Genomic DNA, 12,753 nt, shown 5'->3' with positions numbered 1-12,753 from the left:
CGAGGCCGGGCGGGTCAGTCGTCGTCGATGAGCCGCCGCTCCAGCCGGGTCAGGACCGCCGCACAGCCGGCGACGCCGGTTCGGTCGGCGCCGAGGGCCGCCGCCAGCTCGGCGGCCCACAGCGTGCGCAGGGTCTGCAGATTGCCGCGCGCCCGCGGGGTCGGCGTGACCGCCACCCCGCGCCGGCCGGTGTGGTCGCGCGCGACCATCCCCTTGTCCTCCAGGCTGCGCAGGGCGGTGCTGACGTTGGTGCGCTGCAGCCGCGCGCGGCGGGCGATGTCGCTCGGTGCGCAGCCCGGGTAGAGGTCGACGACCCGCATCACGGTGCGCTCGGTGTCGGTCAGCGCCACCAGCCCCTGCCCGGTCGGCGTCCGGCTGCGGATCAACCGCCCGACATCGAGGATGAGATCGGCGAGGTCGCCGAGCGCGGCGTCGCCGGCGGGATCGAAGGTCACCCGGCCAACCTATCTTCTGTTATGTCATCATAACTATATGGCGATAACTTCCGGGCTGGTCGTCGGCCTCGACGTGCGGGCGACCGCGGGCGCGCCTCCCCCGCTGCCCCGCGCCGTACGCGTGCGGCTGGTCCTGCTGCTCGGCGCCCTCAGCGCCGTCGCGGCCCTGACGATCGACATGTACCTGCCCGCGATGCCGGGCATGGCCCGGCAGCTGTCGACCAGCACCACGGCGGTGCAGTCGACGCTCACGGTGTTCGTGGTCGGCCTCGCGGTGGGGCAGGTCGTGGCCGGTCCGCTCTCGGACGCCTGGGGGCGCCGGCCGCCCCTGCTGCTCGGCCTGGGCGTGTACCTCGTCGGCTCGCTGGGCTGCCTCGTCGCGCCCGATATCGGCGTGCTCGTCGCCGCGCGGGCAGTGCAGTCGCTCGGCGCCGCCGCCGCGACGGTGCTCGCGCGGGCGATCGTGCGCGACCTGTTCGCCGGCCGCGACATGGCACGCTTCTTCTCCACCCTCATGCTGGTCAACGGGGCGGCGCCGGTGCTCGCGCCGGTGCTCGGCGGTCAGCTGCTGGCCGCGTTCGACTGGCGCGCGGTGTTCGTCGTGCTCGCCCTGGCCGGGGCGGCGCTGCTGGTGGCGGTCGCGGTGCTGCTGCCCGAGCCGTTGCCGCCGCACCGTCGCCGGCCGGCGCGCCCGGGCGCGCAGCTGCGCACCCTCGTCGGCCTCGCCCGCGACCGCGAGTACCTGCGGCACGTGCTCGCGGCCGGGCTGGTCTTCGCGTGCGTCTTCGCCTACATCTCGGGGTCGTCGTTCGTGCTGCAGGACGTCTACGGCCTGAGCCCGCGGCAGTTCAGCCTGGTCTTCGCCGCCAACGGCCTGGGCATCGTGCTCGCCGGCCAGCTCAACGGCGTGCTCCTCGGCCGGGTGGCCGACGAGCGCGGCCTGCTGCGCGCCGGCCTGATCGGCTGCACCCTCGCCGCCCTCGGCGCGCTCGTCGCCACGCTGGCGGGCGCGCCGCTCGCCGTCCTGCTCGTCGCCGTGTTCGGCTGCGTGTCGACGCTGGGCGTCGTCCTCGCCGACGCCACCGCGCTGGCCCTCGCCGATCACGGCGACGACGCCGGCGCGGCCGCCTCGGGCCAGGGGCTGCTGCAGTTCCTGCTCGGCGGGCTCGCGGTGTCGGTCATGGGCCTCGCCGGCCCGCACGGCGCCGTGCCGATGACGGCGACCATGCTCGGCTGCGCCGCAGCCGCGCTCGTGGGCCACGGACTGCTGGGCCGCCGACCGTCGTGAGACCACGGGCCCTTCGGGCGATGGCCCGTCAGGCGATGGGCGAGCGCTTGCCGCCGGTGTAGTACTCGAAGAGCAGCCCACCGATGGTGAACATCAGCATGACGACGGCGACGATCAGCAGCCACACCTGCACGAACGCGAGCGCGAAGCCGGCGACCATGGCCGACAGCGCGATTCCCACGGGCCAGTAGCTGCCGGGGCTGAAGAAGCCGAAGTCACCGGCCATCTCGGCGATCTCGGCCTCGTTGCGGTCCTCGGGGCGCGGGTCGATGCGCCGGGACACGAAGAAGAAGAACGAGCCCGGGATGCCCAGCAGGCCGCCGGAGAGGATCAGCGCCGCGACGCCGACCGGCTCGATCTGGCCGTGGCTGAAGCTGTTGGGCAGGCTCGTCCAGACGCCGTAGCCGATCGCGGACAGCCACATGAACACCGCGACGCCCAGGAAGACACGCGCTTCGACCTTCATGTCAGTTGCCGCCTCTCTGCGACGGACCCTGCGCGGTCCGGTCGGTGTCGAGCGGGTACGTGGTGGTCGCGATGGGGCTGGCGTTCGGCATCGCGATCTGCAGCGCCTTGGCCTGCCGGTTCGGGTCGTCCGGGCCGACGCGCCTGAGCGCCTCGAGGTAGGTCACGAACGTCTGCTGCGGGACGACGCGCACCTCGAAGTTCATCTGCGAGTGGTAGGTGCCGCACAGCTCGGCGCAGCGGCCGACGTAGCTACCCGTCTTGGTGGCCGTGAACTCGAACTTGTTGTCGCGGCTGGTGTCGTACTCGTCCTGGCCCTCGAGCGTGTTCGGCTTCTCGTAGGGGACGACGTCGCGCTTGAAGAGGAACTCGGGCACCCAGAACGAGTGGAGCACGTCGAAGGAGTGCTCCGTGACCTGGACGGTCTGGTTCACCGGCAGCACGAGGATCGGGATCGTGTTCGAGTCGCCGACCGTCTGCAGGTAGTACGGCACCGCGGCGTGCTCGGGGTTCGGCATCGCCGAGCCGTCGGGCTTGGTGTAGCGCAGCACCTGCGCCTTCTCGGCCTTGTTCGCCTCGACCCCGCGGTAGGTCTGGTACTCGAACTCCCAGTTCCACTTGAACGCGTCGGCCTGCACCTTGACGTCGGGGTTCTTCGTCAGCTTGTTCGCGTAGTCCTCGACGACGACGGTGCGGTAGAAGAGCACCGCGATGACGATGAACGGGAACGTGAAGCAGATGGCCTCGACGAGGAAGTTGTACTTCGTCTGGCGCGGGAGCTCGTCGTTGCGCTTGCGGTAGCGGATGCAGCACCAGAAGATCAGGCCCCACACCACGCAGCCGAGCGCGAGGGCGGCGACGCCGGACCACGTCCACAGCACGCGGATGCGCTCGGCCTGCTTGGTGACACCGGTCGGGAAACCGAAGCGCAGGTTGCGCTCCCAGTCCTTGGCCGAACACCCGGTGAGCAGGACGGCCAGGGCGGCGACGAGCAGGCCGAGACGACCCCCTCGAACCCATCGACTCCGACGCACCAGTACCCGCCTTCCGACACGTGCACGAACGGATGTGAGCCTACTGGACCCCTACCCGGCCGACGGGTCGGGGCTACCGTGGCGCGGTGCCGGGTTTCCTCGACGCCGCCTCGGGCGTGCCGCTGCATCCGGTCGCGCGCCAGGCCCTCCTCGCCGCCCTCGACGACGGCTGGGCCGACCCCGCCCGGCTGCACGGCCCCGGCCGTCGGGCGGCGTTGCTGCTCGACGCCGCGCGCGAGTCGGTGGCGGTGTCGCTCGCCGCCCGCCCGGACGAGGTCAGCTTCACCGCCAACGGCGTCCAGGCGCTGCACTCGGCCGTCCTCGGCACGGTGGGCGGCGCGCGGGGCCGCACGCTCGTCCACAGCACGGTCGAGCACTCGGCCGTGCTGCACGCCGCGCAGTGGCACGAGTCGGTCGGCGGTCGGACGGTCGCCGTCGGCGTCGACGCCCGCGGCCGGGTCGACGCCGACGCCTTCGCCGCGGCGGCGGCCGGTCCGGACGTCGCCGCCGCGGCCCTGCAGGCGGCCAACCACGAGGTCGCGACGACGCAGCCGGTGGCCGACGTCGCGGCCCGGGTCACCGCGCCCCTCGTCGTCGACGCCACCCAACTGGTCGGGCACGCCGACGTTCCCGCCGGCTGGTCGGTGCTCGCCGCCGACGCGAGGACCTGGGGCGGCGGGACGGTCGGCGTGCTCGCGGTGCGCACGGGCACTCGCTGGCGCTCCCCCGGGCCTGCCGACGAGCGGGAGCGGGGCCGCGCCGCGGGGCCGCCGGACCTGCCGGCGATCGTCGCCGCCGCCGCGGCACTGCACGCGGTCGAGGCGGAACGGGTGGCGACGGCGCGTCGGCACCACGACCTCGTCGCACGGATCCGCGACACGGTCGCCGCGACCGTCCCGGACGTGGAGGTGCTGGGCGACCCGGACGACCGGCTGCCCCACGTCACGACCTTCTCCTGCCTGTACGTCGACGGCGAGGCGCTGCTCACCGCGCTGGACCGCCGCGGTTTCGCCGTGTCCTCGGGGTCGTCGTGCACGTCGTCGACGCTCGAGCCGTCCCACGTCCTCGTGGCGATGGGAGCGCTGACGTCGGGCAACGTGCGGGTCTCGCTGCACCATGCGACGACCGAGGCCGAGGTCGAGGAGTTCCTCGCCGTCCTGCCCGCGGCGGTGGCCGACGTGCGGGCCGAGATCGGTGCGGTCGGGCTGTGATCCTGGACGCGCGGGGGCGCCGCTGCCCGCTGCCGATCCTCGACCTGGCCCGGCGCATCGGCGACGTCGCGGTGGGCGGGACGGTCACCGTGGAGGCCGACGACCCGGCGGCCCGGCCCGACGTCGCGGCCTGGTGCCGCCTGCGCGGCCACGAGCTCGTCGGCGAACGTCCGGCACCCGACGGCACTCCGGGTTACGAGGTGCGCAGGCTGCACTGAGCGGACCGGGATACTGGGCGCCATGTGCGGATTGATCGGATTCCTGTCGGCGGACGGCGACGCGGCGGCGGTGGCGCCCGCGGTCGAGGGCGCGCTGCCCGAGATGCGGCACCGTGGCCCCGACGAGGGCGGCGTGTGGCAGGACCGCGACGTCGCGATCGGGTTCCGGCGGCTGGCGCTCATCGACCTCGACCACTCGCACCAGCCGCTGCCGTGGCTCGCGGGCCGCTACCAGCTCATCTTCAACGGCGAGATCTACAACTACCTCGAGCTGCGCGAGCGGCTCGCCCGCGACTTCGGCGCGCAGTTCGAGACCGAGGGCGACGGCGAGGCCATCGTCGCCGGCTACCACTTCCTCGGCCCGAAGGTCGTGCGCGAGCTGCGCGGCATGTTCGCGTTCCTGATCTGGGACTCCCAGGAACGCGTGCTCTTCGGCGCCCGGGACTGGTTCGGCATCAAGCCGCTGTTCACGATGTCCGACGAGCGGGGCACGTTCTTCGCCAGCGAGAAGAAGTCGCTGCTCGACGTCGCGTCACCGGCCGAGCGCGGCACGGTCGACGCGACCGCGCTGCAGCAGTACCTGACGCTGCAGTACGTCCCGGAGCCCGCGTCGATGCACTCGGCGATCCGGCGGGTGGAGTCGGGCACCTACTTCACGCTGCGCCCGGGCGAGACGCTGCGCACGCACCGCTACTTCCACCCCGACTTCGCGATCAGGCCGGTGCCGGACGCCGACAAGCTCTACCGCGAGATCGCCGACGCGCTCGAGGACTCGGTCGCCAAGCACATGCGGGCCGACCCCGACATCACCGTCGGCTCGTTCCTGTCCGGCGGCATCGACTCGACCGCGGTCGCGGCCCTCGCGCACCGGCACAAGCCCGATCTGCTCACCTTCACCACCGGCTTCGAGCGCGAGGGCTACAGCGAGATCGACGTCGCGGCCGAGTCGGCCGCCGCGATCGGCGTCCGGCACGTGACCAAGGTGGTCACCGCCGAGGAGATGATGGCGACGCTGCCGCTCATCGTCTGGTACCTCGACGACCCCGTCGCCGACCCGGCGCTCGTGCCGCTGTACTTCATCGCGCGCGAGGCCCGGAAGCACGTCAAGGCGGTGCTGTCCGGCGAGGGCGCGGACGAGCTCTTCGGCGGTTACACGATCTACAAGGAGCCCATCTCGCTGCGCCCCTTCGAGCGGTTGCCCAAGGGTGTGCGGCGCGGCCTGGGCCACGTGTCGACCCGCATTCCCGAGGGCACGCGCGGCAAGGACCTGCTGCGGCGCGGCGCGATCGGCATCGAGGAACGGTATTACGGAAACGCGCGCATATTCCGGCCCGACGAGATGCAGGGCCTCTACAAACGCTACGACCCGGCCGTGTCGTACACCGACGTGACCCGTGACCTCTACGACCGCACGCGTCACCTCGACGACTCGACGCGCATGCAGTACGTCGACCTGTTCACCTGGCTGCGCGGCGACATCCTCGTCAAGGCCGACAAGATGACGATGGCCAACTCGCTGGAGCTGCGGGTGCCGTTCCTCGACACCGAGGTCTACGCGATCGGGTCGGCGATCCCGACCGAGCTGAAGCTGACGAAGGAGACGACGAAGTACGCGTTGCGGCGCGCGCTGGAGCTCATCGTCCCGGCCCACGTGATCAACCGCCCCAAGCTGGGCTTCCCGGTGCCGATCCGGCACTGGCTGAAGGACGTCATGTACGAATGGGCCCGGGCCATCATCAGCGACTCGCAGGCCGACGAGCTGATCGACAAGCAGGCGGCGCTGCAGCTGCTCGACGCGCACCGTGCCGGGCCGCACGACTACTCCCGCAAGATCTGGACGCTGCTCGTCTTCCTGCTGTGGCACGGCATCTTCGTCGAGGAGCGCATCGCGATCACCCCGCCGGAACCCGTCTACCCCGTTCGCGTCTGACGGCAGCCGCGGGGAGAGCTGCCCATTCCGGGGCGGCCGGGGCGCTCGTTAGGCTCCGGCCACCGCGGGCGTGTCACGCCGCGCCACGATCCCGGACGGAAGGGAACCATGGGCTCGCCGCTGCAGAACTTCAGCCTCCTCAAGGCCGACGGCTCGCTCAAGTCGGCCGAGGACCTGCAGCAGGAGACCGCCGCCCGGGTGCAGGACGCCCGCGCTCGGGCGCAGCGCCTCGGCGCCGAGATCGCCGCCAACGTCGTGGAGGCGCGTTCGCGCAACGGCGTCGCGACGGTGACCGTGCAGGCCGCCGGCACGTTGCGCTCGGTGCGGCTCAGCGACCGGGCCAAGGGCATGGGGCCGGCCATGATCGCCGCGTCGGTCATGGAGGCCTACCACCTCGCCACCGAGCAGGCTGCCGCACGCACCCGTGAGATCGCGACCGCGGCGCTCGGCGACGAGCGCACGGCCCGCCTGATGGCCGAGCTCGTGCCCGACACCCCACCGGACACCGAGCCGTCGAACGAGGAGCGCTGACCGTGGTCACCTTCAATCCCGAGGTCGTCGCCGAGCACGCCCAGCACGTGCACCTGTTCGCCACGCAGCTCGACAACGCCGAGACCCATGCGATGCACGACTCCACGTGGACGACGATCGCCCTCGGCGGCCTGGGCATCCTGATCTTCACGCCGATGACGGGCAAGCTGGACGACTTCGGCACGTCCGTCCAGACGCTGTCCGAGCGCGCCGACGACGTGAAGAAGCGCATCGACTCCACGGTGCAGATCCACCGGATCACCGAGCAGGCGAACGTCGAGCTGATCGACAAGACGAAGACGTCGATCACCGACCCCGACCTCTTCCACGCCCCCAAGTCGATCAACGACTTCCCCGACATGGGGATCTCGGGCGACATCGGCCAGTTCGCGTCCAATTGCCCGCAGTACGCCGAGGCCGGGTCCATCCCGGTCGTGCTCGGCGCGGTCGGCCTCGCGTTGGACGTCCTGGGCTACGCCCTGGACCCGGTCGGCAACGTCTTCGGCGAGCTCGCCGGTCTCATCATCGACCTCATCTGGCCGGCGAAGGAGCTGCTGGACTGGCTGCTCGGCGACCCCGGCGCCCTGCAGGACGCGTCGGCGACGTACGAACAGATCGGGCAGTACCTGTCCGAGACGGCCCACACGTACGCCGCCTCGCTCGCGCAGATCACCCCGGCGACGTGGGACGAGCCGGGTGCCTCCGACGTCTACCGCGGCGCCGCGGACAGCCTCGTGCAGCTCGCCGTCGGCTCCGGCACGCGCAGCGTCGAGATCTCCGGCGACATCCTCATGATCGGCTCGGTGCTCGGCGACGTCCGCTCCCACGTCTTCGACCACATAGTCGGCTTCGTCATGGAGGCGGTGTTCGAGGCCGCGCTCGGCACGTCGTTCGCGGCCGTGACGTTCGGGGCGTCGCTGGGCGTCGCCGCGGGGGTCATCGAGACCGAGGCGGCGATGACGATCGCGTCGATCGGGGTCGAGATGGCAGCGGCCGCGGCCCGGCTCGGTGCCGCGGCGATGGTCGCGCACGCGCAGAGCGCGAGCTACCAGAAGCTGATCGCCGACATCAAGAACTGAGCGTCACTCCAGCGCGAGCACCACGTCGACGACACCGGCCAGCGCGACGAACGCGCCGACGAGCGTCACGAGGCTGCCCTTGCCGTACCGGCCACCCCAGCCGGGGCGCGTGCGCAGTCGACGCCAGCCCCAGCTCGCCAGGGCCAGCCCCGCCACGACCAGCACCACGCCCCACACCAGGGCGAACGCGGACACCGGGGCCTACTTCAGGTGCGGCTCGATCTCGGCGGCGCAGTCGTCGCCGTAGGACTCGGCCAGCCGGCGGGTGAACTCGTCCTTCTCCACCGTGTACTCCTGCGTCCCCACGCTCTCGAGCACCATGGTGGCCAGCAGGCTGCCGACCTCGGCCGACCGCTCCCAGGACAGCCCCCAGTCGCCGCGGGCGGTGAGGAAGCCGGCGCGGAACGCGTCGCCGACGCCCGTGGGGTCGGTCTTGGAGCGCTCCTTGGCGACCGGGACGTGGACGGGGTCGAAGTCGTGACCCACGATCTCGACGCCCTTCGACCCGAGCGTGGTGACGCGGACGGCGACCTGCGCCTGCACGTCGGCCTCGGTGTAGCCGGTCTTGGACTCGAGCAGGTTCTTCTCGTAGTCGTTGGTGAACAGCAGGTCAGCGCCCTCGATCAGGGCCTTGAGCGCGTCGCCGTCCATGCGGGTGATCTGCTGCGACGGGTCGGCGACGAAGCGGAGACCCTTGTCGCGGCACTCGGCGGAGTGCTGCACCATCGCCGCCGGGTCGTAGGCGCTGATGACGGCGAGGTCGGCGCCGGTCACGTCCCAGATCGGGGCGATGTCGATGTCGACGGCCTCGCCCATGGCACCGGCGTAGAACGAGCCGATCTGGTTGAGCTCCTCGTCGGTGGTGCAGACGAAGCGCGCGGTGTGCTTGGTCTCGGAGACCCGGACGTGGCTGCAGTCGACGCCGGCCTGCTCGAGGAAGGCGCGGTAGTCGTCGAAGTCCTTGCCGACGTTGCCGACGAGCACCGGCGATGCGCCGAGCTGCGCCATGCCATAGCAGATGTTGGGGGCGACGCCGCCGCGGCGGACGTCGAGCTCGTCGACCAGGAACGACAGCGACACCTTGTGCAGGTGCTCGGCCAGCAGCTGCTCGGAGAACTTCCCCGGGAAGTGCATGAGGTGGTCGGAGGCGATGGATCCGGCGACGAGGGTCGGCATGGGAGGAGACGCTACCCAATCGGTCGGCGAAGACACGAAACGGACGGCGCTGACGCGCCGTCCGTCCCGGTGTCGAGGTGCGTCAGCCGCAGAAGCTGTTGCCGCAGGCGCAGCCGCCCTGGGCGTTCGGGTTGTCGATGGTGAAGCCCTGCTGCTCGATGGTGTCGGTGAAGTCGACCACTGCACCGCCGAGGTACGGCGCGCTCATCCGGTCGACGACGACCGGGACGCCGTGCGGCTCGAGCTCGACGTCGCCGTCGAGGGCGCGCTCGTCGAAGAACAGCTGGTACTGCATGCCCGAGCAGCCACCCGGCTGCACCGCGATGCGCAGCCGGAGGTCGTCGCGACCCTCCTGGTCCAGCAGGGCGCGGACCTTGGTCGCGGCCGTCTCGGTGAGCTGGACGTCGTTGCTGGGCGCCTCGGCCGGGGCCGTGGACAGCTCGACGGGGGTCTCGGTGCTGGTCATGTCGCTCCCCACGGATCGGGTACAAGTGTCCTGCTGCAACCGGACGACTCCGGGCGCTATTCCACTGTACGTGCCGAGCGGGACAACGCAGCGATCGCGGCGTCGTCCAGTTCGAGTCCGGCCGCCGCGACGTTCTCGCCCAGGTGGTCGACGCTGCCCGTCCCGGGAATGAGCAACACGTGCGGGTCGCGCGCCAGCAACCACGCGAGACCCACCTGCGCAGGCGTCGCCCCGAACCGCTGCGCCGTCGCGCGCACCTCGGGCAGGTCGGTGACCTTGGGGCGCCCGGCGAACCCCGAGCCCAGGGGGAAGAACGGCACCCAGGCGACGTCGCGCGCCGCGGCGTCGGCGAGCAGGTCGTCGTCGGCGCGTTCGAGCAGGCTGTAGTGGTTCTGGACGCACACGATGCCCGCGGCCTCGGCCACGCGAAGCTGCTCGCGGGACACGTTGCTGAGCCCGATGCCGTCGAGCTTGCCCTCGTCGCGCATCGCGACGAGCTCGGCGAGCTGGTCCTGGATCGGCACGACCTGGTCACCCGTCGCCCGGATGCCGGCACCGCCGTCGACGCGTCGCAGGTTCACGACGGCGAGCCGGTCGGTGTCGAGCCGGCGCAGGTTCGCCTCGACCTGGTCGCGCAACTGCGCCGGCCGTTGGGCCGCGACGAGCGAGCCCCCCGCCCGCACCGCGCCGACCTTGGTGGCGACGGCGATGCCGTCGTAGGGGTGCAGCGCCTGGCGCAGCAGGCCGTTCACCAGGCCGTCCTCGCCGTAGAAGTCGGCGGTGTCGACGTGGTCGACACCGAGACCCACCGCGCGACGCAGGACCGCGACCGCGGTCGCGTGGTCGGCGTGCTCGAGCTGCATGGCGCCGAAGCCGACGCGGTTCACGGTGTGACGCCCCAGCCGTCCGGTGTCCACGACCCCACCGTACCACCGAAACGGAGGATTCCTCCGCTACTGCCGGAACGGCTACGCTGGGCGTCGTGACCACCACGGAGTCGTTCACCGAACCGGCGTCGTCCCCGCTGGCGCTGCTGCTGCTGGGGCGGGGCAGCGACCCGGCCGCCGAGCGTGGCGTCGACTGCCCCGGGGAGCTGCCGCCGGCGTCGGACCCGCGGCTGGTCGAGCGGGCCGAGGCCGCCCGGGCGGCACTCGGCGACCGGGCGTTCGTGCTCGGGCACCACTACCAGCGCGACGAGGTCATCCGCTTCGCCGACGTCACCGGCGACTCGTTCAAGCTGGCCCGCGACGCGGCGGCCCGACCCGACGCCGAGTACGTGGTCTTCTGCGGCGTCCACTTCATGGCCGAGTCGGCCGACATCCTGACCGGCGCCGAGCAGCAGGTCGTCCTGCCCGACCTCGCCGCCGGCTGCTCGATGGCCGACATGGCCGAGTACCAGCAGGTCGTCGAGGCCTGGGACGTGCTGGCCGACGCGGGCGTCGCCGACGTCACCGTCCCGGTCACCTACATGAACTCGACGGCCGCGATCAAGGCGTTCACCGGCGAGCACGGCGGCACCGTGTGCACGTCGTCCAACGCCGAGCGGGCGCTGCGCTGGGCGCTGGAGCGCGGCCAGAAGGTGCTCTTCATGCCCGACCAGCACCTCGGCCGCAACACCGCCGTGCTCGAGCTCGGGCTGCAGCTGTCCGACTGCGTGGTCTACAACCCCCACAAGCGCGACGGCGGGCTCACCCGCGAGCAGCTGCGCGACGCCACCATGATCCTCTGGCAGGGCCACTGCTCGGTGCACGGCCGCTTCGCCGCGAGCAGCGTCGTCGAGGTCCGCGAGCGGGTCCCCGGCGTGACCGTGCTGGTCCACCCCGAGTGCCGCCACGACGTCGTGCTCGGCGCCGACCTCGTCGGCTCGACCGAGTTCATCATCCAGACCCTGGACGCCGCACCGGCCGGCTCTGCGTGGGCGCTCGGCACCGAGCTGAACCTGGTGCGCCGGCTCGCCAACCGGCACCCGGACAAGCGGATCGTCTTCCTCGACCGCACCGTCTGCTACTGCTCGACGATGAACCGCATCGACCTGCCCCACCTCGTCCGGCAGCTCGAGACGCTCGCCGCCGGTGACGTCGTCAACCGCATCGCGGTCGAGCCGCGGACGGCCGAGAACGCCCGGCTGGCGCTCGACCGGATGCTCGCGCTGCCCTGACGGGCGACCCGACCGCGGACGTAGACTGCGCGCGTGAAGCTCTCCCGCCGCGACAAGTCCGCCGCCGACGCCGAGGCCGCCGCCGAACCGGTGGTGCTCGACAAGTCGGCGGTGGGCGGCGCCGCGGGGAAGGGACGCCCCACCCCGAAGCGTCGGGACTCCCAGGGCCGGCGCGGTCCGGTGAGCGCGCCCAAGACGCGCAAGGAGGCCTACGCCCGGCAGAAGGAGCAGGCCCGCGAGCAGCGCGCCGCCGCCAAGACGGCCAAGCCGCGCACGGTGGCCGAGCAGCGCGCCGCCCTCAAGCGGGGCGACCCCGCCGTCCTCCCCAAGCGCGACCAGGGTCGGACCCGCAAGCTCGCCCGCGACTGGGTCGACTCGCGCCGCATGTTCAGCAACTACCTGCTGATCCTGTTCCCCCTGCTCGTGATCACCGCCCTCGTCCCGGCGCTCGCGATCCTGCAGGCGGTCGTGCTCGCGCTGCTGCTCGGCCTGATCGTCGAGTGGTACCTGACCGGGCGGCGGATCCGGACGCTGGCGCGGGAGCGCTACGGCTCGGCCGACGGCGGGAACATGTCGATCGGTTTCTACGCCGGCAGCCGCGCCTATCTGCCGCGCAAGTGGCGTCTGCCCGGACCGCAGGTCGAGCGCGGCGACGAGATCTGACCGCACCACCGCGCAGTCGCCGGGCTGTCACCGCGATCCGTGGGGTATGAAAGCGGTATCCCGACCCGAGGAGATGCCG

The 12,753-nt window shown here is 72.0% G+C and carries 15 protein-coding genes; 8 read left to right on the top strand and 7 right to left on the bottom strand.

Going from position 1 to position 12,753, the window contains the following annotated elements; genetic code table 11:
- Positions 1 to 14: 14 nt before the first annotated feature.
- Positions 15 to 455, bottom strand: coding sequence for a MarR family transcriptional regulator (locus BUE29_RS11540; RefSeq protein ID WP_073390341.1), 441 nt, complete (start codon positions 453 to 455; stop codon positions 15 to 17).
- Positions 456 to 492: 37 nt separating this feature from the next.
- Here BUE29_RS11540 and BUE29_RS11535 point away from each other — a divergent pair, with 37 nt between their 5' ends.
- Positions 493 to 1,743, top strand: a complete 1,251-nt coding sequence (locus tag BUE29_RS11535; protein WP_073390338.1) for a multidrug effflux MFS transporter — start codon at positions 493 to 495, stop codon at positions 1,741 to 1,743.
- Between the two features lie 28 nt (positions 1,744 to 1,771).
- Here the strand turns inward: BUE29_RS11535 and BUE29_RS11530 are convergent, their stop codons facing one another.
- Both BUE29_RS11530 and ctaC read right to left on the bottom strand, forming a co-directional pair.
- A complete protein-coding gene (locus BUE29_RS11530) occupies positions 1,772 to 2,209 on the bottom strand; it encodes a cytochrome c oxidase subunit 4 (RefSeq protein ID WP_073390335.1) in 438 nt (145 codons plus the stop codon).
- A 1-nt stretch (position 2,210) separates the two neighbouring features.
- On the bottom strand, positions 2,211 to 3,242 hold the full coding sequence (gene ctaC, locus BUE29_RS23130; RefSeq protein ID WP_234971423.1) for an aa3-type cytochrome oxidase subunit II: 1,032 nt from the start codon (positions 3,240 to 3,242) through the stop codon (positions 2,211 to 2,213).
- An 86-nt stretch (positions 3,243 to 3,328) separates the two neighbouring features.
- Between ctaC and BUE29_RS11520 the strand changes: the two genes are divergently transcribed.
- The 5 genes from BUE29_RS11520 to BUE29_RS11500 all read left to right on the top strand — a co-directional run bounded on the left by BUE29_RS11520 (position 3,329) and on the right by BUE29_RS11500 (position 8,211).
- Positions 3,329 to 4,453 (top strand): cysteine desulfurase family protein, encoded by a 1,125-nt coding sequence (locus BUE29_RS11520; protein ID WP_073390332.1) that lies wholly within the window; start codon positions 3,329 to 3,331, stop codon positions 4,451 to 4,453.
- The gene (locus BUE29_RS23125) at positions 4,450 to 4,671 is read left to right on the top strand and encodes a sulfurtransferase TusA family protein (protein ID WP_073390328.1); all 222 of its coding nucleotides are present in this window, start codon (positions 4,450 to 4,452) and stop codon (positions 4,669 to 4,671) included. Before BUE29_RS11520 ends, BUE29_RS23125 begins: the two co-directional genes overlap by 4 nt.
- A gap of 22 nt (positions 4,672 to 4,693) precedes the next feature.
- Positions 4,694 to 6,601, top strand: a complete 1,908-nt coding sequence (gene asnB / locus BUE29_RS11510) for an asparagine synthase (glutamine-hydrolyzing) (protein WP_073390326.1) — start codon at positions 4,694 to 4,696, stop codon at positions 6,599 to 6,601.
- A 108-nt stretch (positions 6,602 to 6,709) separates the two neighbouring features.
- Positions 6,710 to 7,132 (top strand): YbaB/EbfC family nucleoid-associated protein, encoded by a 423-nt coding sequence (locus tag BUE29_RS11505; RefSeq protein ID WP_073390324.1) that lies wholly within the window; start codon positions 6,710 to 6,712, stop codon positions 7,130 to 7,132.
- A gap of 2 nt (positions 7,133 to 7,134) precedes the next feature.
- Positions 7,135 to 8,211, top strand: a complete 1,077-nt coding sequence (locus tag BUE29_RS11500) for a hypothetical protein (RefSeq protein ID WP_073390321.1) — start codon at positions 7,135 to 7,137, stop codon at positions 8,209 to 8,211.
- 3 nt (positions 8,212 to 8,214) lie between these two features.
- Here the strand turns inward: BUE29_RS11500 and BUE29_RS11495 are convergent, their stop codons facing one another.
- The 4 genes from BUE29_RS11495 to BUE29_RS11480 form a co-directional block, all read right to left on the bottom strand.
- A complete protein-coding gene (locus BUE29_RS11495) occupies positions 8,215 to 8,406 on the bottom strand; it encodes a hypothetical protein (protein WP_073390319.1) in 192 nt (63 codons plus the stop codon).
- Between the two features lie 6 nt (positions 8,407 to 8,412).
- Entirely contained in the window at positions 8,413 to 9,387 is a 975-nt protein-coding gene (locus tag BUE29_RS11490) for a carbohydrate kinase family protein (protein ID WP_073390316.1), read from the bottom strand.
- Positions 9,388 to 9,469: 82 nt separating this feature from the next.
- Entirely contained in the window at positions 9,470 to 9,853 is a 384-nt protein-coding gene (gene erpA / locus BUE29_RS11485; RefSeq protein ID WP_073390313.1) for an iron-sulfur cluster insertion protein ErpA, read from the bottom strand.
- A 56-nt stretch (positions 9,854 to 9,909) separates the two neighbouring features.
- Positions 9,910 to 10,770 carry an aldo/keto reductase gene (locus tag BUE29_RS11480; RefSeq protein WP_073390310.1) on the bottom strand — a complete coding sequence of 287 codons (861 nt, stop codon included), beginning with the start codon at positions 10,768 to 10,770 and terminating at the stop codon, positions 9,910 to 9,912.
- A 65-nt stretch (positions 10,771 to 10,835) separates the two neighbouring features.
- Between BUE29_RS11480 and nadA the strand changes: the two genes are divergently transcribed.
- Positions 10,836 to 12,011 carry a quinolinate synthase NadA gene (nadA, locus tag BUE29_RS11475; RefSeq protein WP_073390308.1) on the top strand — a complete coding sequence of 392 codons (1,176 nt, stop codon included), beginning with the start codon at positions 10,836 to 10,838 and terminating at the stop codon, positions 12,009 to 12,011.
- A gap of 33 nt (positions 12,012 to 12,044) precedes the next feature.
- Positions 12,045 to 12,674 carry a DUF3043 domain-containing protein gene (locus tag BUE29_RS11470; RefSeq protein ID WP_073390305.1) on the top strand — a complete coding sequence of 210 codons (630 nt, stop codon included), beginning with the start codon at positions 12,045 to 12,047 and terminating at the stop codon, positions 12,672 to 12,674.
- Positions 12,675 to 12,753 lie beyond the last annotated feature (79 nt).

The sequence above is a fragment of the Jatrophihabitans endophyticus genome (genome assembly GCF_900129455.1).
Classification (GTDB): domain Bacteria; phylum Actinomycetota; class Actinomycetes; order Mycobacteriales; family Jatrophihabitantaceae; genus Jatrophihabitans; species Jatrophihabitans endophyticus.
Note: the sequence above shows the minus strand (reverse complement) of the source record. Positions and strands in the feature narration are given on the sequence as shown.

Excerpts from the sequence above, each read along its gene's own strand:
- erpA (WP_073390313.1), bottom strand. The coding sequence starts at position 9,853 with ATGACCAGCACCGAGACCCCCGTCGAGCTGTCCACGGCCCCGGCCGAG.
- BUE29_RS11535 (WP_073390338.1), top strand. The coding sequence starts at position 493 with ATGGCGATAACTTCCGGGCTGGTCGTCGGCCTCGACGTGCGGGCGACC.
- BUE29_RS11530 (WP_073390335.1), bottom strand. The coding sequence starts at position 2,209 with ATGAAGGTCGAAGCGCGTGTCTTCCTGGGCGTCGCGGTGTTCATGTGG.
- BUE29_RS11490 (WP_073390316.1), bottom strand. The coding sequence starts at position 9,387 with ATGCCGACCCTCGTCGCCGGATCCATCGCCTCCGACCACCTCATGCAC.
- BUE29_RS11505 (WP_073390324.1), top strand. The coding sequence starts at position 6,710 with ATGGGCTCGCCGCTGCAGAACTTCAGCCTCCTCAAGGCCGACGGCTCG.
- asnB (WP_073390326.1), top strand. The coding sequence starts at position 4,694 with ATGTGCGGATTGATCGGATTCCTGTCGGCGGACGGCGACGCGGCGGCG.